At 68.3% G+C, this 22,977-nt stretch carries 28 protein-coding genes; 23 read left to right on the forward strand and 5 right to left on the reverse strand.

The window, feature by feature from the left end; translation table 11 throughout:
• Positions 1 to 4: 4 nt before the first annotated feature.
• From ACTJKH_RS14370 to ACTJKH_RS14465, 20 genes are all read left to right on the forward strand, one after another.
• On the forward strand, positions 5 to 454 hold the full coding sequence (locus ACTJKH_RS14370) for a flagellar hook capping FlgD N-terminal domain-containing protein (RefSeq protein ID WP_440737482.1): 450 nt from the start codon (positions 5 to 7) through the stop codon (positions 452 to 454).
• A gap of 30 nt (positions 455 to 484) precedes the next feature.
• Positions 485 to 1,651 carry a flagellar hook protein FlgE gene (locus ACTJKH_RS14375; protein WP_210098129.1) on the forward strand — a complete coding sequence of 389 codons (1,167 nt, stop codon included), beginning with the start codon at positions 485 to 487 and terminating at the stop codon, positions 1,649 to 1,651.
• A 123-nt stretch (positions 1,652 to 1,774) separates the two neighbouring features.
• On the forward strand, positions 1,775 to 1,990 hold the full coding sequence (locus ACTJKH_RS14380; protein ID WP_210098128.1) for a flagellar FlbD family protein: 216 nt from the start codon (positions 1,775 to 1,777) through the stop codon (positions 1,988 to 1,990).
• Between the two features lie 2 nt (positions 1,991 to 1,992).
• Positions 1,993 to 2,793, forward strand: coding sequence for a motility protein A (locus ACTJKH_RS14385; RefSeq protein WP_259162660.1), 801 nt, complete (start codon positions 1,993 to 1,995; stop codon positions 2,791 to 2,793).
• Positions 2,790 to 3,599 carry an OmpA/MotB family protein gene (locus ACTJKH_RS14390; RefSeq protein WP_210098126.1) on the forward strand — a complete coding sequence of 270 codons (810 nt, stop codon included), beginning with the start codon at positions 2,790 to 2,792 and terminating at the stop codon, positions 3,597 to 3,599. Before ACTJKH_RS14385 ends, ACTJKH_RS14390 begins: the two co-directional genes overlap by 4 nt.
• A gap of 4 nt (positions 3,600 to 3,603) precedes the next feature.
• On the forward strand, positions 3,604 to 4,524 hold the full coding sequence (locus tag ACTJKH_RS14395; RefSeq protein WP_440737483.1) for a flagellar motor switch protein FliM: 921 nt from the start codon (positions 3,604 to 3,606) through the stop codon (positions 4,522 to 4,524).
• Positions 4,521 to 5,177 carry a FliM/FliN family flagellar motor switch protein gene (locus ACTJKH_RS14400; protein ID WP_440737484.1) on the forward strand — a complete coding sequence of 219 codons (657 nt, stop codon included), beginning with the start codon at positions 4,521 to 4,523 and terminating at the stop codon, positions 5,175 to 5,177. The genes ACTJKH_RS14395 and ACTJKH_RS14400 overlap by 4 nt, the downstream gene beginning before the upstream one ends.
• 3 nt (positions 5,178 to 5,180) lie before the next feature.
• Positions 5,181 to 5,606, forward strand: a complete 426-nt coding sequence (locus ACTJKH_RS14405) for a flagellar biosynthetic protein FliO (protein WP_440737485.1) — start codon at positions 5,181 to 5,183, stop codon at positions 5,604 to 5,606.
• Positions 5,607 to 5,733: 127 nt separating this feature from the next.
• Positions 5,734 to 6,570, forward strand: a complete 837-nt coding sequence (fliP, locus tag ACTJKH_RS14410; protein ID WP_440737486.1) for a flagellar type III secretion system pore protein FliP — start codon at positions 5,734 to 5,736, stop codon at positions 6,568 to 6,570.
• Positions 6,570 to 6,845 (forward strand): flagellar biosynthesis protein FliQ, encoded by a 276-nt coding sequence (fliQ, locus tag ACTJKH_RS14415; RefSeq protein ID WP_210098123.1) that lies wholly within the window; start codon positions 6,570 to 6,572, stop codon positions 6,843 to 6,845. The genes fliP and fliQ overlap by 1 nt, the downstream gene beginning before the upstream one ends.
• Positions 6,845 to 7,606, forward strand: a complete 762-nt coding sequence (locus tag ACTJKH_RS14420) for a flagellar biosynthetic protein FliR (RefSeq protein WP_259162656.1) — start codon at positions 6,845 to 6,847, stop codon at positions 7,604 to 7,606. Before fliQ ends, ACTJKH_RS14420 begins: the two co-directional genes overlap by 1 nt.
• Positions 7,603 to 8,706 carry an EscU/YscU/HrcU family type III secretion system export apparatus switch protein gene (locus tag ACTJKH_RS14425; protein WP_210098121.1) on the forward strand — a complete coding sequence of 368 codons (1,104 nt, stop codon included), beginning with the start codon at positions 7,603 to 7,605 and terminating at the stop codon, positions 8,704 to 8,706. The genes ACTJKH_RS14420 and ACTJKH_RS14425 overlap by 4 nt, the downstream gene beginning before the upstream one ends.
• A gap of 48 nt (positions 8,707 to 8,754) precedes the next feature.
• Positions 8,755 to 10,821, forward strand: a complete 2,067-nt coding sequence (locus ACTJKH_RS14430; protein WP_440737487.1) for a flagellar biosynthesis protein FlhA — start codon at positions 8,755 to 8,757, stop codon at positions 10,819 to 10,821.
• A gap of 88 nt (positions 10,822 to 10,909) precedes the next feature.
• Entirely contained in the window at positions 10,910 to 11,158 is a 249-nt protein-coding gene (gene csrA, locus ACTJKH_RS14435; protein ID WP_259162653.1) for a carbon storage regulator CsrA, read from the forward strand.
• Positions 11,159 to 11,280: 122 nt separating this feature from the next.
• Positions 11,281 to 11,763 carry a flagellar export chaperone FlgN gene (gene flgN, locus ACTJKH_RS14440; RefSeq protein ID WP_210098118.1) on the forward strand — a complete coding sequence of 161 codons (483 nt, stop codon included), beginning with the start codon at positions 11,281 to 11,283 and terminating at the stop codon, positions 11,761 to 11,763.
• A gap of 7 nt (positions 11,764 to 11,770) precedes the next feature.
• Positions 11,771 to 13,177 carry a flagellar hook-associated protein FlgK gene (flgK, locus tag ACTJKH_RS14445; protein ID WP_440737488.1) on the forward strand — a complete coding sequence of 469 codons (1,407 nt, stop codon included), beginning with the start codon at positions 11,771 to 11,773 and terminating at the stop codon, positions 13,175 to 13,177.
• Positions 13,178 to 13,194: 17 nt separating this feature from the next.
• Entirely contained in the window at positions 13,195 to 14,082 is an 888-nt protein-coding gene (gene flgL, locus ACTJKH_RS14450) for a flagellar hook-associated protein FlgL (protein WP_440737489.1), read from the forward strand.
• The gene (locus ACTJKH_RS14455) at positions 14,079 to 14,474 is read left to right on the forward strand and encodes a flagellar assembly protein FliW (protein ID WP_259162650.1); all 396 of its coding nucleotides are present in this window, start codon (positions 14,079 to 14,081) and stop codon (positions 14,472 to 14,474) included. The genes flgL and ACTJKH_RS14455 overlap by 4 nt, the downstream gene beginning before the upstream one ends.
• Before the next feature lie 234 nt (positions 14,475 to 14,708).
• Positions 14,709 to 15,023 carry an HU family DNA-binding protein gene (locus ACTJKH_RS14460; RefSeq protein ID WP_210098113.1) on the forward strand — a complete coding sequence of 105 codons (315 nt, stop codon included), beginning with the start codon at positions 14,709 to 14,711 and terminating at the stop codon, positions 15,021 to 15,023.
• 171 nt (positions 15,024 to 15,194) lie between these two features.
• Positions 15,195 to 15,998: a sigma-70 family RNA polymerase sigma factor gene (locus ACTJKH_RS14465; RefSeq protein ID WP_440737490.1), complete on the forward strand. Its 804-nt coding sequence runs from the start codon at positions 15,195 to 15,197 to the stop codon at positions 15,996 to 15,998.
• Positions 15,999 to 16,034: 36 nt separating this feature from the next.
• Here ACTJKH_RS14465 and ACTJKH_RS14470 read toward each other — a convergent pair whose 3' ends face one another.
• On the reverse strand, positions 16,035 to 17,123 hold the full coding sequence (locus ACTJKH_RS14470) for an AAA family ATPase (RefSeq protein WP_440737491.1): 1,089 nt from the start codon (positions 17,121 to 17,123) through the stop codon (positions 16,035 to 16,037).
• A gap of 130 nt (positions 17,124 to 17,253) precedes the next feature.
• Between ACTJKH_RS14470 and ACTJKH_RS14475 the strand changes: the two genes are divergently transcribed.
• Positions 17,254 to 17,634 (forward strand): hypothetical protein, encoded by a 381-nt coding sequence (locus ACTJKH_RS14475; protein WP_440737492.1) that lies wholly within the window; start codon positions 17,254 to 17,256, stop codon positions 17,632 to 17,634.
• 19 nt (positions 17,635 to 17,653) lie between these two features.
• On the opposite strand, the gene ACTJKH_RS14480 is transcribed toward ACTJKH_RS14475, so the two are convergent.
• A complete protein-coding gene (locus ACTJKH_RS14480) occupies positions 17,654 to 18,487 on the reverse strand; it encodes a hypothetical protein (RefSeq protein WP_440737493.1) in 834 nt (277 codons plus the stop codon).
• A 102-nt stretch (positions 18,488 to 18,589) separates the two neighbouring features.
• On the opposite strand from ACTJKH_RS14480, the gene ACTJKH_RS14485 reads away from it, so the two are divergent.
• Positions 18,590 to 19,480 (forward strand): TIGR01777 family oxidoreductase, encoded by an 891-nt coding sequence (locus ACTJKH_RS14485; protein WP_440737494.1) that lies wholly within the window; start codon positions 18,590 to 18,592, stop codon positions 19,478 to 19,480.
• A gap of 23 nt (positions 19,481 to 19,503) precedes the next feature.
• Here the strand turns inward: ACTJKH_RS14485 and ACTJKH_RS14490 are convergent, their stop codons facing one another.
• Positions 19,504 to 20,268 carry an SDR family oxidoreductase gene (locus tag ACTJKH_RS14490; RefSeq protein WP_440737495.1) on the reverse strand — a complete coding sequence of 255 codons (765 nt, stop codon included), beginning with the start codon at positions 20,266 to 20,268 and terminating at the stop codon, positions 19,504 to 19,506.
• Positions 20,269 to 20,368: 100 nt separating this feature from the next.
• Between ACTJKH_RS14490 and ACTJKH_RS14495 the strand changes: the two genes are divergently transcribed.
• Complete coding sequence (locus ACTJKH_RS14495) at positions 20,369 to 21,205, forward strand: helix-turn-helix transcriptional regulator (protein ID WP_440737496.1); 837 nt, start codon at positions 20,369 to 20,371, stop codon at positions 21,203 to 21,205.
• Here the strand turns inward: ACTJKH_RS14495 and ACTJKH_RS14500 are convergent.
• Together ACTJKH_RS14500 and ACTJKH_RS14505 are read right to left on the reverse strand one after the other, a co-directional pair.
• Positions 21,177 to 22,112 (reverse strand): methyltransferase family protein, encoded by a 936-nt coding sequence (locus tag ACTJKH_RS14500; protein WP_440737497.1) that lies wholly within the window; start codon positions 22,110 to 22,112, stop codon positions 21,177 to 21,179. The genes ACTJKH_RS14495 and ACTJKH_RS14500 overlap by 29 nt on opposite strands.
• Before the next feature lie 23 nt (positions 22,113 to 22,135).
• A complete protein-coding gene (locus ACTJKH_RS14505; protein WP_440737498.1) occupies positions 22,136 to 22,975 on the reverse strand; it encodes an aldo/keto reductase in 840 nt (279 codons plus the stop codon).
• Positions 22,976 to 22,977 lie beyond the last annotated feature (2 nt).

Raw genomic sequence — 22,977 nt, forward strand, 5'->3', positions numbered from 1 at the left:
CCACATGACCGTCGACGCCGTGAGCGCCCCGAGCTCGATCCACACCGGAGGAACGACCGACCCCGCCGCACGCAAGCAGGTGCTGGACGGCGAGGTCTTCCTCAAGCTCCTGGTCACGCAGCTGACCCATCAGGACCCGTCCAGCCCGATGGACACGAACGAGATGATCTCGCAGACGACCCAGCTCGCCATGATGGAGCAGCTCACGACGCTCGCGGACAACGGTGCCGAGGCCTTCGCGCTGAACATGCGCCAGGCGGCGAGCGCCCTCATCGGCCAGGAGGCGAGCTACAAGGACGCCGATGGCAAGGCGGTCTCGGGCATCGTCACCAAGGTGTCGTTCGACGGTCCCATCCCTCAGGTGACGATCGGCGACAAGACCATCGCTCTGGATGCCATCACCGGCGTCGCCTCCCCGACCACCCCTGCGACGCCGACCCCGGCCGCAGCCTGACCCCCGTCTCACACAGGAAGAGAGAAACACATGCTTCGCTCGCTCTACTCCGGGATCTCCGGACTCCGCTCGCACCAGACGATGCTCGATGTCACGGGCAACAACATCGCGAACGTCAACACGGCCGGGTTCAAGGGCTCGTCGGTGCTGTTCCAGGATTCGCTGTCGCAGCTCATCGGCAACCCCGGCATCCCCGACGACGAGGTCGGCGGTCGCAACCCCGCGCAGGTCGGCCTCGGCGTGCAGGTCGCGGGCGTGCGCACGAACTTCGCGCAGGGTTCGGCGCAGGCCACAGGGCGCGGGGGAGACCTGATGATCTCGGGTGACGGCTTCTTCGCGGTTCGCTCGGGCGGGGAGACGCTGTACACGCGGGCGGGCGGCTTCTCGTTCGACCCCACCGGAAAGATGGTCACCGCCGACGGTGCGGTCGTGCAGGGATGGTCGGCGCAGAACGGCGTCGTCAACACCGGTCAGGCGACCGGCAACATCGTGCTCCCGCTCGACGCGGTCTCGCCGGCCAAGGCGACGACCGGTGCCACGGTCACCGGAAACCTCCCCTCCACCGCGGCCGACGGTGACGAGCTCGTCCGCGATGTGACGGTCTACGACGCGCAGGGCACCCCGTCGACGCTGAGCCTGACCTTCACGAAGACGGCGACGGGCTGGGACGTCACGGAGCCGGTGAGCGGAGCGACCGGTTCGCTGACGTTCACCGACGGCAAGCAGGCGGGCGCGGGGCTCACCCTGACCGCGGGCGCCGTGAGCGTCGACCTCGGCGCGGTGACCGGGTACGCGAACATGTCGACCGTCGCGGTGTCGGGACAGAACGGTTCGGCGGCCGGGTCGCTCAAGTCGTACAGCATCACCGGCGACGGGTCGATCGTCGGCACGTTCAGCAACGGCGCCACGCAGACGCTCGGCAAGATCGCGATGGCGACCTTCGCGAACCCCGAGGGTCTCGAGAAGGCCGGTGGCACGGCATACCGGGTCTCGGTGAACTCGGGTGCGGCTCGCATGGGTGAGCCGGGCCAGGCGGGCTTCGGCGATCTCGTCTCCGGTGCGCTCGAGATGAGCAACGTCGACCTCTCGCAGGAGTTCACGAACCTGATCGTGGCCCAGCGCGGCTTCCAGGCGAACGCGCGCATCATCACGACCAGCGACGAGGTGCTCCAGGAGCTCACGCAGCTGAAGCGCTGATCGACTCGACGCGTTCGAGCGCCTCCCGCTGTGCACGCGGCCCGTCCCTGGTTACCGGGGGCGGGCCGCGTCGCGATAGTCGGGGCAGACTTCCCCCTCTCGTCCGATCCCGGAGACCCCGCGATGATCATCGTCACCCGCCTCGACCGCACCCGGTTCGCGGTGAACCCCGACCTGATCGAACGCATCCTCGCATCGCCCGACACGACTCTGCACATGGTCGACGGCAAGGTCCACGTGGTCGAGGAGACGCTCGACTCGGTGATCGACCTGATCGTCGCGTACCGCGCACGCGTGCTCGGCGCAGCCCACGCACTGACCCCGCAGACGGGGATGTGACCGTGGATCCCGCATTCATCATCGGCGTCATCCTGGCGTTCGGCGCCCTCGTCGCCATGATCACGATGGAGGGCGCGAGCTTCGAGGCGCTGCTCATCCCCGCCCCGATGATCCTCGTGCTCGGCTCGACCATCGGCGTCGGCATCGCCAGCCACACGATGCGCGACACCATCCTCGCGGTGAAGAGTCTCGGCCGCATGGTCCGCGGTCCGAAGATGACCCCGGAGGCCGTGATCCCGTTCCTGGTCGGCTATGCCGAGAAGGCGCGCGGCGAGGGGCTGCTCGCTCTCGAGCAGGAGCTCGACGGTGCTCCCGACGCGTTCACGAGACAGGCCCTTCAGGCGCTCGCGGACGGCACCGACGCCGAGGATCTGCAGATGGTGATGGATGACGAGATCGCGGCGACCTCGTCGCGCAATCGCGTCGCCTCGAAGTTCTTCGGGTCTCTCGGCGGCTACGCGCCGACCATCGGAATCGTCGGGACGGTGGTCTCCCTCACTCACGTGCTCGAGAAGCTCGACGAACCCGATCATCTCGGCCCGATGATCGCGGCGGCCTTCGTCGCGACGCTGTGGGGTCTGCTGTCGGCCAACTTCATCTGGAACCCGATCGCCGGCCGTCTCAACCGCATCGGCGCGGTCGAGCTCGAGCGCATGACCCTCGTCTCCGAGGGGATGCTCGCCATCCAGGCGGGCAGCGCCCCGCATCTGCTGCAGGAGCGCCTCGAAGCTCTGTCGAGCGTGAAGCCCAAGGCGGCGAAGAAGGCGCGCGAGCAGGAGTCGTCCGTGGAGGACATCCTGTGAGCCCGGCCCGACGCGCGCGCGGCAGAGGACACGAGGACGACTCGCACGACGAGCCGGACGAGCGATGGGCCGTGTCCTACGCCGACATGGTCACTGTCCTGATGTGCCTGTTCATCGTGTTGTTCGCCGTGTCGAACGTCGACAAGACGAAGTTCGAGCTGCTCGCCAACAGCCTCGCGACCGGATTCGGTCAGGAGAGCACCGAAGGAGGGGCGGACACCGCAGAGGGGCTGATCGTGCCGCCCGAACTGCAGGACGATGACGGCGTGGTCGATCTGTCCGCGCGAGCCGAGGCCGAGCTGGAGTCGCTCGAGGAGCTGCGTGACCGCATGAGCTCCGCGCTGGCGGCCCAGGGGCTGCAGGGAACAGTCGAGTTCGTGATCGACGACCGCGGGCTCCAGGTTGGACTGGTCGGCGCCGAGACCTTCTTCGCCGACAACAGTACAGCCCTGTCGGCGAAGGCGAATGCCGTGCTCAACACGATCGGCGACGTGCTCGTCACGGTCGACAATCAGGTCAGCGTCGAAGGCCACGCCGACCACCGTGTCTCCGCTGCTCCGTTCCCGACCAACTGGGAGCTCTCGGGAGGACGCGCCACTCAGGTGGCCCGGTTCCTGGTGGAGCACGAGGGCGTCGGCGGACCACGGGTGAAGGCGACCGCCTTCTCGGACACACGCCCGCTCGCACAGGGTGACACCCCGCAGGCGCTGGCCAGCAACAGACGCGTCGACATCGTCGTCGAGTCCGACGAGGAAGAGCAGGTGCGAGCACTGATCCCGGCTCTCGCGGCTGCGGCGAAGGGCTGAGCGCATGACCATCACCGTCGAGGAGACACCCATGACCACAGGCGCCGTGCTCGAGGACACCGCACGTCACCCCGCCTATGACTTCGGTCGCCCCGCCCAGCTCGGTCGGGAGAGCACGCGGCATCTGGAGGCGGCCTTCGAGTCGTTCGCGCGACTGTGGTCGTCGCAGCTCACCGACAAGATCCGGGTGCGTGCCCATCTGGCGCTCGAGTCGGTCGACCTCGTGTCGTACGAGGAGTACTCCGAGACGCTCCCCGGCACCACCGCGATGGTGGCCGGGGCGTTCGCCGACCGCGACGAGCCCTGCGTCGTGCAGTTCGGTCTCGACACAGCCCTGCTGTGGGTCGTGCAGATGATGGGTGGGCGGAGCACGTCGTTGCCCGAGGCCCGCACGTTCACCCCCATCGAGCTGGCTCTGGTGCGCAACCTGATGGAGGGCACGTTCGAGCACCTGCACGCGAGTCTCGATGCGCTCCTTCCCGGAGCGCCGCGGTTCAGCGCGGTGCACTACAACCCGCAGTACATGCAGGTGATCGCAGCGAACGCTGCCGTCATCGTCGCGCGATACACGATGCGGCTCGGCGACTCGGAGACGACGGCGACGGTGATGCTCCCCGCATCCGCGGTCGTCGACCGACTGGCGGCGACGGGTTCGGATGCGAGCGCCGCCCACACGGCCGATCAGACGCTGGAGCAGCTGCGTAGCACACCCCTGGAGATCACGCTGCGCCTCGCTCCGATCACGATCGGCGCCGGCGAGATCCTCGATCTCGCCCCCGGTGATCTGCTGCGTCTGCCGCACCCCGAGACCAGACCGTATGAACTCGTGGCCGGGGGCACCAGGATCGCCCTCGCGACACCCGGCAGCAGGGGCTCGCGCCTCACCTGCAAGATCACGACCACCCCTGAGGAGACCCACTCATGAGCACCTTCCACGAGACCGCCATCGCCGCGGCGATCGCCGGCAAGCTGCCGTTCGGCTACCCCGTGATCCCGACGCCGTCGACCGACCCCGGAGCATCGGGGCAGGCGGTCGCCGTCACCTTCACGGGCAGCCCCGGTGCGCGTCTCGCGATCCAGGTGGTCGATCCGTCCCAGCTCGAGGACGGCTCGAAGGACGCGCCTCTGGCCGATCGGCTGCATCCGATCTTCGAGGCGGCGGTCGCCGTTCTCGGTGGAGGTGCCCTCGGCGACGGCGAGCAGGTGGATGCCGTGGAGGTCTTCACCGACGCCGGCACCCAGGTGTTCGACATGGTCGACGCGGCGGGGAGCGTCGTCGCGCGAGCCGCCGTGCGCATCGACGGCCCGAGGACCGCCGCCTCCACCGGCCCACAGCGCCTGAGCCGTATCGCCGGTGTCGAGATGGAGCTGGTCGTCGAGATCGGACGCACGCGGATGCCGGTGCGCGACGTGCTCTCGCTGGAGCCCGGCCGGGTCGTCGAACTCGACCGTGCCGCAGGCTCGCCCGCCGACATCAAGCTCAACGGTCGGCTGATCGGGCACGGCACCGTCGTCGTCGCCGAGGGCGACTTCGCGATCCGTGTCGAGCGCATCCTCGACGGCGCAGAGGCCGTCTGACCCATGGACGACATCCTCGTCGCACTGCGTGCGATCGTCGCATTGGGAGCGGTGCTCGGTCTGCTGCTCTTCCTCAGTCGCCGCCTCCAGAGATCGCAGGCGAAGGGCGTGAGCCCGCTGGCGGGTCTGATGCCCAAGAAGCTCGCCAAGCTGACGGAGCTCAGGCCCACGCGCCCGGCCGCAACCGCGCGAGTGCGCCCGGAGAAGATCACGGTCGTCGCACGGTCGGGCATCGGCGGCAAGGCTCAGCTCGTGGTGGCCGAGTTCGGCGGCATCCGCTACGTCCTCGGAGTCACCGAGCACGGCATCAACGTGGTCGACACCCAGGAGGCCCCGCCCGTCGAGGAGGAGTCGACGACCGACGTGTCTCCGCTCGACGACGACCAGTCGAACGACATCGTGGATCGCGCGCTCAAGTCCGTGGCCTGACCTGCTCGGAGACTCGAGCGCTCCCGGTTACGCCCGCGCCCTCCTGTCGCGATAGTCGACTGCGAGCACGGATAGCTCGCCCCTCTGGCTACGGATCGGCCACGTCACCCATCTTCGGAGTGCCGCCGTGCCCGCATCCGCCGCCTCGCCGCCTGCGCGAGTGACGTCTCCGTCGCGGCGTGTGTGGATCCTCCTCGCCGCCGCCCTCGGCGTCGCGGCCGTCCTCGTCATGGTCGGTGCGACGGGCGCACATGCCGCGTCGGTGTCGGCGCTGGTGCCGAGCGAGACCGGCGACGGCGACGGCGTGACCATCAACGGCATCAACGGCACGCCGTCCGACAGCATCATGACGTTGCTGGGGATCACGGTGCTCAGCGTCGCCCCCGCCCTGCTGCTGATGATGTCGAGCTTCACCAAGATCTTCGTGGTGCTCGCGCTCACCCGCAACGCGCTCTCACTGCCCTCGATCCCGCCGAACCAGGTGCTGGCAGGTCTCAGCCTCTTCCTGACGCTGTTCATCATGTGGCCGGTGCTCACCGACATCAACACGGTCGCGGTCGCCCCTTTCACCGCAGGCCAGATCGACTTCGGGCGGGCGTTCGAACTCGCCCAGGAACCTCTGCGGCAATGGATGCTCTCGTACACGCGGGAAGAGGACATCGCCCTGATGCACCGGGCGGCGCAGATGGAGAACCCCACGGATCCTGCTGCGATCCCGCTGCAGACGCTCGTGCCGGCCTTCATGATCAGCGAACTGCGCGCCGCCTTCCTGATCGGTTTCATCATCTTCGTGCCGTTCCTCGTCATCGATCTGGTCGTCGCCAGCGCACTGATGTCGATGGGAATGATGATGCTCCCGCCGGTGATGATCTCGCTGCCGTTCAAGATCCTCCTGTTCCTGCTCATCGATGGTTGGGGCATGGTCATCACCGCGCTCATCCAGTCCTACAACGGGGGTGGCTGATGAGCCCGGAAGCGGTCATCGACATCGGACAGGCGGCCCTCATCGTCGGGGCGAAGCTCTGCGCGCCTCTGCTCATCACGGCGCTCGTGGTCGGGTTCGCGATCTCGCTGCTGCAGTCGATCACGCAGGTGCAGGAGATGACCATCTCGTTCGTGCCGAAGCTCGTCGCCGTGGGCATCGCGCTGCTGATCAGCGGTCAGTGGATGATCGCAGAGCTGATCGCCTTTACGAACGAGATGTTCGCGCGGATCCCCTCGCTGCTGAACGGCGGCTGATGAACATCCCGATCGATTTCACCTGGCTCGAGGCCACTTCGCTCGCGTGCGTGCGGATCACGGCCTTCCTGGTGCTCGCCCCGCCGTTCAGCCACGGCACGATCCCGATGCGGGTCAGGGCGATGCTGGGCGTCGGGCTGGCCCTGGCGGTCTCACCCGTGGTCACCGCCGGCTACGAGCGCCTCGACACCGGAGCGTTCATGCTCGCGCTGGCGGGTCAGGCCCTCACCGGAGCCCTGCTCGGATTTCTGGTGATGGTGCTCTTCAGCGCCATCCAGGGCGCCGGACACCTGGTCGACACGTTCGGCGGCTTCCAGCTGGCGCAGGCGTTCGACCCGGGGATGGCGATCAACGGTGCGCAGTTCACGAGACTCTTCCAGATGACGGCCATCATGCTGCTGTTCGCCTCCGACGGATACCAGCTGGTGCTCGGCGGGCTGTTCCGCTCGTTCGACGCCGTCCCCGTCACGGGCATGATCGATCTCAGCAAGCCCGCGGAGGCGCTCGTGGGCGCTGCGGGGCAGATGATGCTGAGCGCCGTGCAGATCGCCGGTCCTCTGCTGATCGTGCTGTTCCTCGCCGACGTCGGGCTCGGCCTCGTCAGCCGTGTGGCACCCGCGCTCAACGCGTTCGCGATGGGCTTCCCGATCAAGATCGGGCTCACCCTGCTGCTCGTCGGATTCGTGTACGCGGCGCTACCGAGCGTGGTCGCGGTGATCGCCGAGGACGCCGCCCGACTGCTCCTGGGGGTGACCCGATGAGCGAGAGCGACAGCGGGGAACGCACCGAGAAGGCGACCGAGCGCCGCCTCAAGGAGGCCCGGAAGAAGGGGCAGATCGGCCGCAGCCAGGACTTCACCGCGTGGGTGTGCATCGCGGCGGCCGGGGTCATGATGGTGCCGACCATCGGATCCGGGACGCAGGTGCTCACCGAGCTCTTCCTCGCGGTCGCGCCGGTGGCGAAGAACCCCACAGACGGTGCCGCCGTCGACGTGCTCGGATCGGCGATCTCGTCGCTCGGCGGCATCCTCCTGCCGATGCTCGTGGTCGTCCTCCTCGCCACGACCGCGACGGCGGTCGCCCAGGGCGGCATCCATCTGCGGGGTGTGACGATGCGCACCGAGCAGTTCAACATCGTCTCGGGTCTCAAGAGGGTGTTCGGCCGACAGGCCCTGTGGGAGGGGGCGAAGGCCCTGCTCAAGACGGCGGCGATCGGTGTCGCGCTGTGGATCGTCGTGTCCGGTCTCGTGCCGGTGCTCATGGCGAGCGGCAGCCACAACATCACCTGGCTGCTCGAGCAGGCCGCCGGGGGAGCCGTCGCCCTGCTGCAGGTGGCGGTCGCCGTCGGCATCCTGCTCGCGGCGATCGATGTGGCGGTGGTGATGCGGCGCAACCGCAAGCACACGCACATGACGAAGAACGAGGCGAAGGATGAGCACAAGAAGAGCGAGGGCGACCCGCTGGTGCGCTCCCAGCGTCGTTCTCGCCAGCTCGCCATGAGCCGCAACCGCATGATCGCGGCCGTCGGCGACAGCGACGTGGTGCTGGTGAACCCCACGCACGTGGCGGTGGCGCTGCGATACGAGCCGGGCAAATCGGCCCCGCGAGTCGTCGCCAAGGGCGCAGGCATCGTGGCGCAGAAGATCCGCGAGAAGGCGGAGGAGGCCGGGGTGCCGATGGTCCGAGACATCCCGCTGGCGCGTGCGCTGCACGCGGCCTGCGAGCTGGGCAGGGAGATCCCGGAGGAGCTCTACACCGCCGTCGCGCAGGTCCTCGCCTTCATCGAATTCCTGAAGCGGCGGGGCACGGCTCGCGGCACGCACACCATGCCCTTCGCGAGCACCCGAGACCGCGGCCTCTGAGCCGCCGCACAGTGACGAACGAGTAGAGAGAACGAGAAGGCGAGACCCATGATCGGTCAGATCCTGTCCAAGGGCGCGGTGCCCGTCGGCGTCGTCGGCATCATCCTCCTGCTCATCGTTCCCATCCCGACGCCGCTGCTCGACGTGCTCATCGTGCTGAACATCTCGTTCGCGCTGCTGATCCTGCTCACGGCGATGTTCGTCAAGAAGCCGCTGGACTTCTCGGTGTTCCCGAGCCTGCTCCTGGTCGCGACGCTGTTCCGACTCGGGCTCAACGTCGCCTCCACCCGCCTGGTGCTCAGCGAAGCCCACGCGGGCCAGGTGATCCAGGCGTTCGGGCAGATCACCATCAGCGGATCCCTCGTCATCGGCGCCGTGATCTTCCTCATCCTCACCGTGATCCAGTTCGTCGTGGTCACCAAGGGCGCCGAGCGCGTCGCCGAGGTCGGTGCCCGCTTCACCCTCGACGCCATGCCGGGCAAGCAGATGGCGATCGACGCCGACCTGAACGCCGGGCTCATCACCGACACGGAGGCGCGCAGGCGCCGTGCCGAGGTCGCCGCGGAGGCCGACTTCTACGGCGCGATGGACGGTGCGTCGAAGTTCGTCAAGGGAGACGCGATCGCCGGGATCGTGATCGTCGTCATCAACTTCGTCGGCGGCATCATCATCGGCATGGTCCAGCACGGCATGGAGGTGGGGGACGCGCTGGAGACCTACAGCATCCTCACCATCGGCGACGGCCTCGTCACCCAGATCCCGGCACTCCTCATGGCCGTGTCGACGGGCATGATCGTCACGCGCGAGAACGCCGAGACCGAGATGGGGCAGGCGGCAGGGCGACAGCTCATGCAGTCGCGCAACGCACTGGTGATCACCGGCCTCGCCGCGATCGCGATGGGCTTCATCCCCGGGATGCCGCTGCTGGTGTTCCTGGTGATCGGCTGCGTGCTCCTGTTCGCGGCGTCCCGGGTCAAGGCCAACGAGGACCGCGATGCGGCACTCGAGGCCGACGCCCTGCAGCAGGAGGCCGAGGAGGCGGGGGCCGAGGGACCCGAGGAGCTGATGGATCGGATGCGTGTGCACGCCCTCGAGATCTCGCTCTCTCCCGACATCGTCGATCTCGCCTCCGGGGGAGCGGGCGACCTGCTCACGCGGGTGAAGTCGCTTCGTCGCAAGCTGGCCCTCGACATCGGCATCCTGATGCCGCCGGTGCGCACCCGCGACAACATCGACCTGCCGGCGCAGACGTACTCGATCCTCATCGCCGGCGTCGAGGCGGGGCGCGGAGCCGTGCCCCGCGGCCATGTTCTCGCGATCGGCACGGGGCTCGAGCAGCTGCCCGGCACCGCCGTGGTGGACCCGGTGTTCGGGCTCGAGGGCAAGTGGGTTCCGGCCGAGATGTCGCACGCCGCCGACATGGCCGGTGCCACGGTGATCGATCGGGCCAGCGTCATCATCACGCATCTCTCCGACATCGTGCAGAGCCAGGCCGACCGGCTGCTGTCGCTCGAGGACGTCCGTCAGCTGACCGAGCACCTCAAGCAGTCGAGCCCCGCGACGGTCGAGGAGCTCACACCCGCCGTGCTGTCGCTCGCCGGCATCCAGCGCGTCCTCGCCGGGCTGCTCGCCGAGCGGGTCCCGATCAACGATCTCGCCCGCATCTACGAAGCCCTCGCCCTCCGCGGCAAGACGTCGACCGAGACGGCAGGGCTGATCGATGCGGCACGAGCCGCGCTCGGCCCGGCCATCGCCGCTCGGTTCGCCGAGGACGGGCGGATCCGCGTCGTGATGTTCGAGCCGATGCTCGAGCAGCAGATGCTCGAGGGGATGCGTGTGGTCGAGGGGCAACCGCAGATCGTGTTGACACCCGAGGCGACCATGCAGGTGCTCGAGAACGTGCGGCGCACGGTCGCCGAGCTCGATCAGATCGGACCGGAGCCGGTGCTCGTGTGCGCTCCGTCGCTGCGGCAGGCGGTGCGGAGGATGGTCTCATCGCAGGTCGGCGGGCTCCCCGTGCTGTCTTACGACGAGGCGGCGGCCGGCGGTCTCGCGACTGATGTCGTCGGGGTCGTTCGGACGACGCAGTCTGCTCTGCCGAGCGCTGCGGTATAGGTGCGGTTCTGCTCATTTACGAGTCGAGTACGGTACGTTTGTGAGCAGAGGGCGCGACAGCTCTCACGCCATGGAAGGCAGACGACGCATGCTGGTACTCACGAGACGCGCCAATGAGAGCATCGTGATCGGTGATGACATCACCGTGACGATCCTGGCGGTGACCCCGAGCGGGGTCCGTGTCGGCATCGACGCTCCGCGGGACAAGCGCATCAACCGTGCAGAGATCGTCCTCGCGGTGAGCGACGCCAACCAGGAAGCGGCGCAGACCTCGTCCGGCGAGTCGGCTGAGGCGCTGCTCCTGGGGGCCCTCGGACGCACAAGCACCACCTCCTGACATCTGTCAATGGGGAGTTCTCCCCATGCGCTCCGAGTTACTGGTCCGCACGTTGTCGCGATAGTCGTGGATGTGACGGGCGATCCCGTCACGGAAACCGTGACATGACGAGGTGACGAATCGTGGCCGCTCACGACCTGAGCATGCAACTGATGCGAGAGCGCGATCTGCTGGAGGTGCTGCTCTTCAAGCTGGACGAGCAGCAGATGCTGCTCGCGACCGGACGCAACCGCTGGATCCACCACGCGGCGAACGAGATCGAGCGCGTTCTGGCGGCGATGCCGACGGTCGCTCTCTCCCGCGACACGCTCGTCATCTCCGTCGCTGACGAATGGGGTGTCCCCGAGGCGACGACCCTTCGCGATCTGATCGACGCCGCGCCCACCGATGCCTGGCGCGAGGTCCTCTCGGGGCACCTCGACGCGATGACGGCTCTCGCCGACGAGATCGGCGACATGAAGAAGGTCAACGAGCAGCGACTGCGCACGGCGATCCGGGTGACGCAGGAGACCATCGCCGGACTCGGTGTGCCGACCGGCGAGTACGACCCGCAGGGCGATGTCGTCCGCGGCGCCGACGCCCGACTTCTCGACACCCGGGTGTGAGGGGACCATGTCTTCCTTCGCAGGGCTCCGGCTCGCAGAATCCGCTCTCTCCGCCGCACGGGCGGGTATGACCGTCACCGGTCAGAACATCGCCAACCAGGCGACACCCGGATACACCCGCCAGCGCGTCGATCAGGTGTCGGTCTCGGCACCCGGTCAGACGGGGCTGTGGCCGTCGGGCCTCGGCATCGGCGGTGGCGTCGGGGTGACCGGCATCGCCCGGCTCGGTGACGACATCCTCGACGCCCGCGTGCGCGATGCCCTCGCGACGTCCGGCTTCTGGGTGGCTCGTGCAACGGCGGCCGGGCAGGCGGAGGACGTGCTCGCCGAACCCACCAAAGCCGGGCTCGCAGCCAACCTCGATCGGTTCTGGGCGGGATGGTCGGACCTGGCCAACACGCCGGATCCCGCCGCGGCGCAGGTCGTGCTCACCAACGCCAGCGTGCTCGTGGGCCAGATCGCGGCCGGGTACCAGTCGATCGCGGGGCAGTGGAGCGACCTGCGCGGTCAGGTCGACAGTCAGATCGCCGACGTCAACGCGGTCGCCGGGCAGGTGGCGACGCTCAACGGGCAGATCAGGGATGCTCTGCAGTCGGGCCGGAACGCGAACGAGCTGATCGATCAGCGCAACGTCCTGGCGCAGCAGCTCTCGACGGCAGTCGGGGCGAAGGGGAGCGTCGAGGCGGACGGCACGCTCACTCTGCGTGTCGACGGGAACGCCCTCGTCTCGGGCGACAGCAGTCGTGCGCTCATCGCGAGCGGCCCGCGGGACATCGCCGACGGAGGTCGCATCGGTGTCGCCTGGGCTGATCGACCGGGCCTGGCCGTGTCGGTCACCGGAGGGATCATCGGCGGCACGATCAGCTCTCTCGCTCCCGCGTCGGAGGGGGGAACTCTCGCGGGCGTGGCAGCGGCCTACAACGAGACAGCCACCGCTCTCGCTACAGCGGTCAACGACGTGCATCGCACGGGAGTGACGTCGTCGGGCGCCCCGGGAGGCGACTTCTTCTCGGTCGCCGGCGCAGGACCCGCGGCTCTGGGGCTCGGCGTCGTGCCTACGGGCCTCGACGACCTCGCCCTGGCCGCTCCGGGTGCCGGCGCGAAGGACACCACGATCGCCGACCGCATCAGCACGCTGGGATCGTCGGCGACGGGGCCGAGCAAGACCTGGTCGAGTTTCGTCACCGGATTCGCCGTCGCCGTCGCCGGCGACAGGCAGCGTGCCGACATCGCCGACATGGGCGCCGTCGCGGCCGTGACCGCGCAGCAGTCGAACGCGTCGGTCGACGGCGATGAGGAGACGATCAACCTCCTCACCTACCAGACCGCCTACCAGGCCGCGGCGCGGGTGCTCACTGCCGTGGATGAGGCGCTGGACCTTCTGATCAACCGCACAGGCCTCGTAGGCCGCTGACTCTGGGGAGAGCCATCATGATCGGACGCATCACGAGCAACACGATGACGCAGCAGTCGCTGCGGACTCTGCAGGCGAACCTCGCCGACCGCGAGCGACTGCAGAACCAGGCCGCCTCGCAGCGTGCCTTCCGCACGCCCAGCGAGGATCCGGCCGCTGCCGCGACCACGCTCGGCGTGCACGGCGATCAGTCCCGTGTCGCGCAGTTCGCCCGCAACCTCAGTGATGGGATGGCCTGGGTGACCACGGTCGACACGGCGCTCGGGGCCAGTACCGACCTTCTCAATCGAGCGCGCGACCTCACCGTGCAGGGTGCGAACTCCGGGGCGCTCAGCCCGACCGCGCGCGAGTCCATCGCGCAGGAGCTCGAGACCATCAGCGCAGAGTTGCTCGCTCAGGCGAACACCACGGTGCTCGGGCGCAGCGTGTTCGCCGGCACGAGCGATTCGGGCACGGCGTTCGACACCGGCACCTTCGCCTTCAACGGCATCCCGGGTGAGGGAGTGCGTCGGCGCATCAGCGACAACGAGACCGTGCGCGTCGACTTCGACGGGGCGCAGGCGTTCGGCCAGGGAGCCGCCAGCGCTTTCGCGCTGCTGAACGACATCGCCGCGGAGCTTCGTGGCGGAGCGGATGTCGGTGGACGTCTCGACGACATCGACGCTCGGCTGAAGGACGTCGTCTCCGCCCGAGGAGCCACCGGTGCTCGTCAGGTGCAGCTCGAGCGCGCCGCGTCGCAGAACCTGTCGGCGTCGACCGACCTCGAGGCGCGTCGCGCCGAAGTCGAGAACGTCGACAGTCTCGAGGTCCTGGTCAAGCTGCAGTCCGCCGAGCTCGTGTTCCAATCAGCCCTGCAGGTGACCGCGCGATCGCTGCAGACCAACCTTCTGGAGTTCCTGCGATGAGCACCACCACCGCCGAGACGACGAGCATCCGCGTCGAGTTCCGCTCTCCGATGCTGGGTCTCAGCCCGTACCGGGCCTTCGCGCTCGAACCGATCGCCGGGGCCGACGGGCTGTACGCGTTGCGTGCGACCGACGCCGACGTCCGACTCTTCGTCCTGGATCCGCGCTCGGCCGACCCGGGGTACGCCCCGGTCGTGCCTGCGGACGTGTTCGCAGAGGTGGATGCCGTCGACTCCTCCGAGGTCGATGTGTTCGTCGTGGCGAATCCGTCGGCGGACGGCGTGCACGTCAACCTGCGAGCGCCGATCCTGATCCACCGTGAGACAGGACGCGCGACGCAGACGATCCTCGACGACCAGACCTATCCGATCCGGGCGCTGCTCGGGGGCTGATCGTCTTCATGACCCGACCGCCGGTGATCGGCGTGAGCCGGGGGAAAGCAGAGAATATCGAGATTCACCGCATATACCAAGGAAGAGCCCGTAGGCTCTGAGGGCACAGGCTGGGGTACTGGCAGATCCCGGCGTCGTCGCAGGAGATGGGATCCTGCGCGCGCCATGGATGGCTGGTAGGGGTACAGCGCAAGGCGTTCGGCGACGAGCGCATTCCATGGGACGGAAGACGACATGAGCACATCAAGGACGCTCGAGACCAACCGGGTGAGCAAGCGTGAATTCGTGCAGAGGTTCGCGCGACGCGGGGGCATCTCGGTGCAGGCGGCACAGACGGCATACAGCGCGATGATCGACGAGCTGCTCGATCTCGTGGGCCGGGGGAACACCGTCACTCTCACCAACTTCGGCAAGTTCTACCCGCAGACCCACAAGGGGCATCGCGTGCAGTTCGCGAAGGATGAGGGCGACGCCGAGGTGAACGACTACACGGTGCTGAAGTTCTCGGCGACGCGTGAGGTGAACCGCCGCGTCAAGGTGAACGACTAGTCATCGTTATCTGAACGTAAACGAAGATCCCCGGTGGTTTCGGCCGTCGGGGATCTTTCGTGCCCTTCTCGGCCCTAGCATGTAGTTGAAAGTAGTTCTGGCCACTGGGGAGAGGTCGCACTGTGAGTCGCTGGGGAGGGCTTGCACTTACAGTGAGAAGAGGCGGATCCGATGCCGATGCGTGCGCGCAACCAGCTCGTGGTCGATCACCTGCACATCGTCGGAGCAGCGACGGCCTACGTCGCCTCTCGACTGACTCATGTCTCCCGTGACGATCTGGCCTCCGCCGGCGCGTTCGCTCTCGTGCGCGCCGCTGAGAAGTTCGATGCCACGCTCGGCGTCCCGTTCGGCGCGTTCGCACGCGGGCGCGTGAACTGGGCGCTGAAGGACGAGCTGCGGGCGATGGACTGGGCGCCTCGTGAGGTGCGGGTGCGCGCCAAGGCGACGGCGAAGGTCCGGCAGACGCTCACCTCGGCCTTGGGACGCACTCCCTCCGTCACCGAGATCGCTGCCGCCATGGGTGTCGACACGGCCACGGTGCGCGAGGGACTCGCCGACGCCGAGCGGATGGTGACGAGCCTCGACGCGCCGGACGCCCCCGAGATCGTCTGGACCGGATACCTTCCCGAAGAGCTTGCCATCGCCTCAGAGCGCGATGAGTTCCTCCGCCGTGCGGTGGATGCCCTGCCCGATCGCAAGCGCGTCGTCGTCCGTGCGATCTACTTCGAAGATCGCACGGTCAAAGAGATCGCCGACGAGCTCGGCGTCTCGCACGCGGCTGTGTCGCAGCAGCGCGCCGAGGGGGTGCGGATGCTGCGGGACGCCCTCGATCGTCACTACGCAGATTCGCCTGCCGTCGACGCGCCGCCGACATCGCGTTCGTCGGCGTCGGTGCTCGACGCCTACTTCGAGAGGCTCACCGAGAGCGGTCAGCGCTTCACTCGTGCGATCCTGTCGCACGCCGTCGGCGTCTGACGCCCCTGAGCGCCGCGGCCTCGCGGCCTCGACGATTCAGAGCCCGAACCCGTAGCTCGCCTGTCCGACCAGGATGAGGCTGACCGTGGTGGGGTAGACCTCGGGTTCCTCGTCCTCGTCGTCGAGCAGGTCGAGCTTGTGGATCGGCACGAAGATGCTGCCGTCCGGTTCGAAGATCAGGTCCTTCGGCACGAACGACGCGAAGATCGAGCGGGTCGAGTTGCGGAGCTCGTAGGTGCGACCGACGTCGCCGCGCTCGAAGAGGTTCATCTCGACCTCATCCGACCAGACCTTGCCGTCGGGGAACCGCGCCTCGATGCGATAGGTGCTCGGCTCGACCGACTTGATGTTGAGATCCTCGACGATCTCCGAGAACAGGGTGTCCGGTTGGTCGAGCTCGAAGGCGATCGCGCGGAGGTGATCGTAGTTCAGGCGTGCTCTGCGGGAGAAGAGCGCGACGTTCTCGATCTCGTCGGGGTGGGCATGCGGGGCCTGGTCGAGCAGGTACTGCCTGACTTCGTCGGGGCCGGGGTACTCGAAGCGCATGTGGTAGTGGAATCGCCCGGGGCGATTGACGATGTACGTGCTCACGTCGGCGATGTCGTTGACCGTGAGGCAGTAGATGCGTTTGACCGACGAGAGTCCGTCGAAGAGCGACAGGAACTGGTTCTGACGGTTCGACCCGTCCGCGATGCCGCGGCGCCCTGCCGGGAAGTTCTTCTCGAACTCGTCGAACACGATGAGACATTCGTCCAGGCTGTCCAGGAACTCGACGATGCCGTCGTTGTCCTCCGACACGATCACGACGGGAAGGCACTGCTCTCGGGCCTCCTCCGCGACCATGCGCAGGAACAGCGTCTTGCCGATCCCCTTGTCGCCGGAGAGCATCACACCGAGACTGCGATCCGAGAGCGCGTACGACCGGAAGATCTTGTCGACCTTCTTGTCGCGTCCGCCGTAGATGCGCTCCGTCCCCACGGTCAGGTCGTCGACCTTGATGAGGCTGAAGCCCTCTTTCGAGGTGAAGTGCACCCGATAGGTGCCGAGAGGGAAGACCTGGTGGGTGCGCACGGCGTCGTCATAGACGCGTACATGCCCGCCGGTCTCGATGTAGGTGCTGGTCACGGTCCTCCTCCTTCGCTCCCCGTTGTAGATATCGGTCGTAGTTCGCGAACCGTAAGTCCTCTCGCGGACGAGTTTTCGCAGTAGCCTGTGCGGATAGCGGGCGTGGGGACGCCCGGGTCAGGGGACCGTCATGGACGGGGACGCAGGGGTGGAGCAACCGGTCGACGGTTCGATCGTCATCGTGGTCGAGGCGGCGCCACAGGGACTCATGCAGTACACGCTGGATCCGGACGCTCGACAGCCGATCTGGCGGGCACTGCTCATCGCTCACGACGACGCGGTCATCGGCGCGGCGACGTCGCCCGAGCAGACCGCCGACCTGCTCGTGCGGGGCAGCGTCGAGTGCATCCGGCGCAGCGTGCCCAGTCTCGACGTCGGCGGGCTGACGATGCGCCCCGAGGTCGGGCCGAACGACAACGCCCAGATCGTGGCCGCGGGCGATGCGCGGTTCCTGAGGTCCGAGTGGGATGCCGTCGTGCGCGAGGTCGAGGAAGAGGCCCGAGGAGACTAGGGGCGAGCGATGCGCTGCCTCAGTCGTCGACCAGGTAGGCGTCGAGCATCAGCGACCCTCGGATCTCGCGGAGCGTGTCGAGCAGTCGATCGAGACCGCGCGCGGTGAACGACGGCATCTGCAGATCGTGGGGACCCAGCGGCTCGAGCTTTCCGGTGCGGATGCGGACGACCTCCCAGCCGGTGGCCCGCAGGGCCCGATCCTTGCGCAGGTCGGCATCCTGTCGCTTGCCGACGTGCTCGAGCCCGTGTCGGCCGACGGTGTCGTATTCGATCGCGACCCGCAGCTCGGGCAGGAGGATGTCGGGCCAGACTTCGGTGTGGCGGAAGAACGGCCGTGAGATCTTGACCGCGTTCATTCCCGAGACGCATGCCAGTCGTCGGGTGAGGGCAGCGCGCACCCTCGCCTCGGTGGCTGAGGCCACGGCGGGAGCGCACACGCTCAGGAACGCCTCTCCGGCGGGGAGATCGGGCGTCTTCGTGCACAGCGTCGTCGGCGGCTTCGGTCGTCGCGGGATCGCGCGGGCTTCGCCGAGGACCACCGGTTGCGGGCGGGCGAGTGACGAGCACTCAGGACACCACGACGACTGCCGGCGCACGCGTCCGGGGCGTTCGCGTTGCTCGGTGGGCGTCGCAGCGAAGCGGTGCCCGAGCCGGCACTCCCAGCACAGGAGCACATCGGCCGCCAGCGGCACCTGCGAGAGCACGATGCCGTGGTTGAGTTCGGGGTGGTACTGGCGGATCAGCTCGGGGTAGGCGGCCCATGCCGAGCGATAGGTACCGACGTCGTAGGGCACGTCGCGCCCGCGGGAGAACTGGCGTCTCGCCCACCACTGCTGCACGGGTTCGGTCACGCTCGGAACGTACCTGCCGGCTCCGACATCGCCGGAGAGCGAGCGGACGTGACAGACTCGCGGAGACGGCGCGAACCCGGTCGTCGGAGAGAAGGAGCAGCCATGACGCAGCGGATCGTGATCAGCGGAGCATCTGGTCTCATCGGCACGGCGCTGGCGGCGTCGCTGCGGGCTGACGACGTGGAGGTGACGACGCTCGTGCGTCGGACGCCACGTGGGCCGTCCGAGGTCGAGTGGAGACCGGGAGAGCGTGAGCTCGATCCCGACGTGCTGGCGGGCGCCGATGCCGTCGTCGCACTCGGCGGCGCGAGCGTCGGCCGGCTTCCCTGGACTCGCCGGTACCGCCGTGAGCTCGCCGAGTCCCGCCTCACGACGACCCGCACCCTCGCGACAGCTGTGCGTGCGCTGCGCGACGACGCACCGGCGTTCGTCTCGGCATCCGCCGTCGGCTACTACGGCTCGGCACCGGGGGAGACCCTGACCGAGGCGTCCCTCCCGGGCGACACGTTCCTCGCCCAGCTCTGCGTGCGGTGGGAGCAGGAGGCGCTGCGCGCGGGCGAGCACACGCGCGTGTCGCTGTTGCGGACCGCGCCGATCATCCATCGCCGGGGCGTCCTCAAACCGCTGATCCAGCTGACCCGGTTCGGCGTCGCGGGTCCCATCGGACCCGGCACCCAGATCTGGCCGTGGATCTCGCTCGACGACGAGGTCCGCGGCATCCGCCATGTGATCGACGCCCGCCTCGACGGCCCGGTCAACTTCACGGGTCCCACGCGGGCCTCGGCGAACGATATCGGTCGCGCCCTCGCCACGAGGATGCGACGTCCGTTCTGGATCCCTGCTCCCAGCTGGGCCCTCCGCCTCGCGCTGAGCCGCGCCGCCGCCGACTCGCTGCTCCTGTCGGATGCGGACGTGCGACCGGTCGCACTCGAGCGATCAGGGTTCGAGTTCACCCACCCGACGGCGCAGCAGGCGGTCGACGCGGCGCTCTGACAGCCCGGTCGACGCCCGCCGGCTCAGCGAGCGTGCGGATCGCGCCGATTCAGCGTCTCCACGACCTGTGCGTAGTCGCCACGCGCCTCGCCGTACCGGAGGAACCTGACGTTCTCGACCTGGATCTCGGTCGCGTCCGGCTGAGTCTCGATCAGCTCCATGACCTCGTCGACGAAGGCCTCGAGCGGCATCGCGAAGTCGCTCGACTCCTGGCCGGGCATGAGGGAGGTGCGCACTGCGGGCGGCTCGAGTTCGAGCACTCTCACGCTCGTGCCTGCCAGCTGCAGGCGCACCGATTCGCTGAGCATGTGGATCGCCGCCTTGGTCGCGTTGTAGGTCGGTGTCACCCGCAGCGGGGCGAAGGCGAGACCGGAGGAGACCGTCATGATCGTCGCGTCCGGCACGGTGCGCAGGTGCTCGATGAAGGCGGCGATCAGTCGGATCGGGCCGAGCAGGTTGGTCGTCACGGTCGCCTCCGCGGTCTCGAGGAAGCCTGCGGGCGTCGTCCAGTCCTCGGTGCGCATGATCCCGGCCATCGTGATCACCACGTTGAGATTCGGGTGCCGGGTCACGACGGTCTCCGCTGCGGCGCGGATGCTGTCGGCATCCGTCGTGTCGATCTGCACCGTGTCGATTCCGGGGTTCTCCGTCGCGATCCGCTCGAGCAGCGCCGTGCGGCGCCCGCCGACGATGACCGTGTTGCCGCGCGCAGCGAGGCACTGAGCGAGGGCGAGTCCGATTCCGCTCGTCGCCCCGGGGATGAAGATGGTGTTTCCGCTGATGTCCATGACTCCACTCTCCGGGCCGGCGCACCCGCTCACCAGAGAGCGCCCATCCAGGGATCCGCGATCCCTGGATGGGCGACGGGTCGCGCGAGATACTGAGGGGGTGGACAGACAGGCACTGGCAGAGTTCCTCCTGCGGCGCAGGGAGCAGCTGAAACCGTCCGACGTCGGTCTCGGCGCCGGGGCACGACGTCGCACGCCCGGTCTCCGCCGCGAGGAGGTCGCTCAGCTGGCCTCGATGTCGACCGACTACTACGCACGTCTCGAACAGCAGCGGGGGCCGCAGCCGAGCGTGCAGATCCTCGCATCCCTGGCCAGGGCCCTGAGACTCACTCCCGATGAGCGCGACTATCTGCACCGCGTCTGCGGACACAGTGCTCCCGACCGCACGATGTTCACCGATTACGTGCACCCCGGCATGCTCCGCGTCCTCGATCGTCTCGACGACACACCGGCGTTCGTGGTGTCCGTGCTCGACGAGGTGCTCATCCAGAACGACGCGGCGCGGGCTCTCCTCGGCGACGCGAGCGGCCTCGAGGGACTCGAGCGCAGCGGCATCTACCGGTGGTTCGCACACCCTGACGACGAGCGCGGCCGGTACCCGCTGGCCGACCATCCTCGGCACAGCCGCGTGCTCGTCGCATCGCTCCGCGCGGCGTACGGCGCTCTGGGTGAGCGCTCGCGAGCGGGAGACATCGTCAGGGAGCTCTCCTCCGGCAGCGCCGAGTTCGCCGAGCTCTGGGACGTGCACGAGGTGCGCCGGCGCTTCGAGGACCACAAGGTGCTCATCCATCCGGAGATCGGGCCGATCGAGGTCGACTGCCAAGCGCTCTTCACCGAGGACGAATCGCAGGCGCTGATCGTCCTGACTGCCGCGCCCGGCAGCGACGCCGAGAGCAAGCTCGAACTTCTCAGAGTGCTCGGGACGCAGCGGGTCTGACCGGCACCCAGCAGGCGACGCGGCGGCGATACGCGACGAAGTCCGACCCGAACCTGGCGTGCAGGTCCGCCTCCTCGAGCGGCCGCACGACCGTGTTCCAGAGCACCGAACCGAAGAGCGAGTACGCCACCACCATCCACGACCCGAGCAGCAGGCCCACCGCGACACCCTGAGCGATGCCTGCGACCGCCATCGGGTTGCGCACGTACCGGTAGGGGCCGGTGACGACGAGCCGGTGCGCCATTTGCGACGGAAGCGGTGTGCCCTCGCCCTTCACCGACATCGACACGGCCGACCAGATGCCGAGTGCGGTGGCGCAGACCAGCAGGATGCCACCGGAGATCCGTACCGCGAGCGGAAGCTCGACCCGGAGCATCCAGCGCGCTTCGACGATCGAGACGACGACGGGGATCGCGACGAGGAAGGTGCCCCAGAAGAAGAGAGTCTGCATGCCTGTGCGGGCGAGGAGGCGCCCGGCGCCGACGCGGTCGGCGGACCGGAAGGCGAGCGGACCGGTGACCATCCATTCCACCGGGACGCGCCCGCAGAGCACGATGATCGCCGCCGCGATGCTCGCTCCGGCGGCGACCACCATCAGGAGTGCGCCCCAGCCGGCGAGCGAGGTGACCGTGGCATAGACGCACATGCCTGCGGCCACCAGGGCCGTCCACGGCGCCGCCACCCAGAGGGCCCAGCGGACACCCGCAGCGGCCAGTGCGGAGGCGACCACGAAGAGCGGGACGTCGAACATCGCCACCGTGGCGACCGGGAGGTCTCCGAGGGTGGCTCGGCGTACGACATCGGACAGCGGAACCGCGATCCACCACAGCGCACCGGCGAGAGCCTGGATGCCGAAGTACACCCGTGCCGTCACCGGAGTGATGCGGATTCCCGCGACGACGAGCATGCCCGCCAGTCTACGAGTGGTGCTCAGGACTCCTCGTGCGTCGCCGGGTCGGCGTCGAAGAGTCGGCCGTCGGGGCGTCCGAGCGCGCTGATCGCCTCGACCTCTGCGGCGGTCAGCACGATCTCGCCGGCCGCCAGGTTCGACGCCTGATGCTCCAGCGATGACGCCTTCGGGATCGCGACGGTCTCACGTGCGACATGCCAGGCCAGCACCGTCTGTGCGGGGGAGATCCCGTGCGCGGCGGCGACCTCGCCGATCACCTGCTCCTCGATCAGCTCCTTGGCGCGCCCGAGCGGGCTCCAGGCCTCGGTGATGATTCCGTGCTCACGGTGATAGGCCAGCTGCTCGTGCTGCGGGAAGTACGGGTGCACCTCGATCTGGTTCACGACCGGGCGCACGCCCGTCTCGCGCTCGATGCGCTCGAGGTGTTCGGGGAGGAAGTTCGAGACGCCGATCTGCCTGACGGTCCCGCGCTGCTGGGCCTCGACCAGCGCCTCCCAGGCCTGCACGTACTCGTCCTGGTGGGGGTTCGGCCAGTGGATCAGGTGCAGGTCGATGGCGTCGACGCCGAGGCGCGAGCGGCTCTCCTCGATGCTCGTGCGGGCCTTGTCGCGCGGGTGGTGGCGACCGGGGAGCTTCGTCGTGACGATGATCTCGGCACGATCGACATCGGCGGCGCGCACGCCCCGACCGACGGATCCCTCGTTCTCGTAGTTGAAGGCCGAGTCGAGCAGCCGGTATCCGGCGCCGATCGCCGTGGTCACCGAGGCGGCTCCTGCGTCACCGTTGAGGGCGTAGGTGCCGAATCCGAGGGCGGGAAGCGTGAAGCCGTTGTGCGCGGTGAATTGAGGAAGAGCCGTCATGC

It is taken from the genome of Microbacterium sp. 22215 (assembly GCF_052045655.1).
Lineage (GTDB): Bacteria > Actinomycetota > Actinomycetes > Actinomycetales > Microbacteriaceae > Microbacterium > Microbacterium phyllosphaerae.

What these genes read in the sequence shown, in the direction of transcription:
- ACTJKH_RS14505 (WP_440737498.1), bottom strand. Translation starts at nt 22,975, where the DNA reads ATGACGGCTCTTCCTCAATTCACCGCGCACAACGGCTTCACGCTTCCC.
- ACTJKH_RS14400 (WP_440737484.1), top strand. Translation starts at nt 4,521, where the DNA reads ATGAGCACCTTCCACGAGACCGCCATCGCCGCGGCGATCGCCGGCAAG.
- ACTJKH_RS14370 (WP_440737482.1), top strand. Translation starts at nt 5, where the DNA reads ATGACCGTCGACGCCGTGAGCGCCCCGAGCTCGATCCACACCGGAGGA.
- ACTJKH_RS14430 (WP_440737487.1), top strand. Translation starts at nt 8,755, where the DNA reads ATGATCGGTCAGATCCTGTCCAAGGGCGCGGTGCCCGTCGGCGTCGTC.
- ACTJKH_RS14485 (WP_440737494.1), top strand. Translation starts at nt 18,590, where the DNA reads ATGACGCAGCGGATCGTGATCAGCGGAGCATCTGGTCTCATCGGCACG.
- ACTJKH_RS14405 (WP_440737485.1), top strand. Translation starts at nt 5,181, where the DNA reads ATGGACGACATCCTCGTCGCACTGCGTGCGATCGTCGCATTGGGAGCG.
- ACTJKH_RS14460 (WP_210098113.1), top strand. Translation starts at nt 14,709, where the DNA reads ATGAGCACATCAAGGACGCTCGAGACCAACCGGGTGAGCAAGCGTGAA.
- ACTJKH_RS14425 (WP_210098121.1), top strand. Translation starts at nt 7,603, where the DNA reads ATGAGCGAGAGCGACAGCGGGGAACGCACCGAGAAGGCGACCGAGCGC.
- ACTJKH_RS14455 (WP_259162650.1), top strand. Translation starts at nt 14,079, where the DNA reads ATGAGCACCACCACCGCCGAGACGACGAGCATCCGCGTCGAGTTCCGC.
- ACTJKH_RS14465 (WP_440737490.1), top strand. Translation starts at nt 15,195, where the DNA reads ATGCCGATGCGTGCGCGCAACCAGCTCGTGGTCGATCACCTGCACATC.
- ACTJKH_RS14500 (WP_440737497.1), bottom strand. Translation starts at nt 22,112, where the DNA reads ATGCTCGTCGTCGCGGGAATCCGCATCACTCCGGTGACGGCACGGGTG.
- ACTJKH_RS14420 (WP_259162656.1), top strand. Translation starts at nt 6,845, where the DNA reads ATGAACATCCCGATCGATTTCACCTGGCTCGAGGCCACTTCGCTCGCG.
- flgK (WP_440737488.1), top strand. Translation starts at nt 11,771, where the DNA reads ATGTCTTCCTTCGCAGGGCTCCGGCTCGCAGAATCCGCTCTCTCCGCC.
- ACTJKH_RS14475 (WP_440737492.1), top strand. Translation starts at nt 17,254, where the DNA reads ATGGACGGGGACGCAGGGGTGGAGCAACCGGTCGACGGTTCGATCGTC.
- ACTJKH_RS14380 (WP_210098128.1), top strand. Translation starts at nt 1,775, where the DNA reads ATGATCATCGTCACCCGCCTCGACCGCACCCGGTTCGCGGTGAACCCC.
- ACTJKH_RS14395 (WP_440737483.1), top strand. Translation starts at nt 3,604, where the DNA reads ATGACCATCACCGTCGAGGAGACACCCATGACCACAGGCGCCGTGCTC.
- csrA (WP_259162653.1), top strand. Translation starts at nt 10,910, where the DNA reads ATGCTGGTACTCACGAGACGCGCCAATGAGAGCATCGTGATCGGTGAT.
- fliQ (WP_210098123.1), top strand. Translation starts at nt 6,570, where the DNA reads ATGAGCCCGGAAGCGGTCATCGACATCGGACAGGCGGCCCTCATCGTC.
- flgL (WP_440737489.1), top strand. Translation starts at nt 13,195, where the DNA reads ATGATCGGACGCATCACGAGCAACACGATGACGCAGCAGTCGCTGCGG.
- ACTJKH_RS14375 (WP_210098129.1), top strand. Translation starts at nt 485, where the DNA reads ATGCTTCGCTCGCTCTACTCCGGGATCTCCGGACTCCGCTCGCACCAG.
- ACTJKH_RS14490 (WP_440737495.1), bottom strand. Translation starts at nt 20,268, where the DNA reads ATGGACATCAGCGGAAACACCATCTTCATCCCCGGGGCGACGAGCGGA.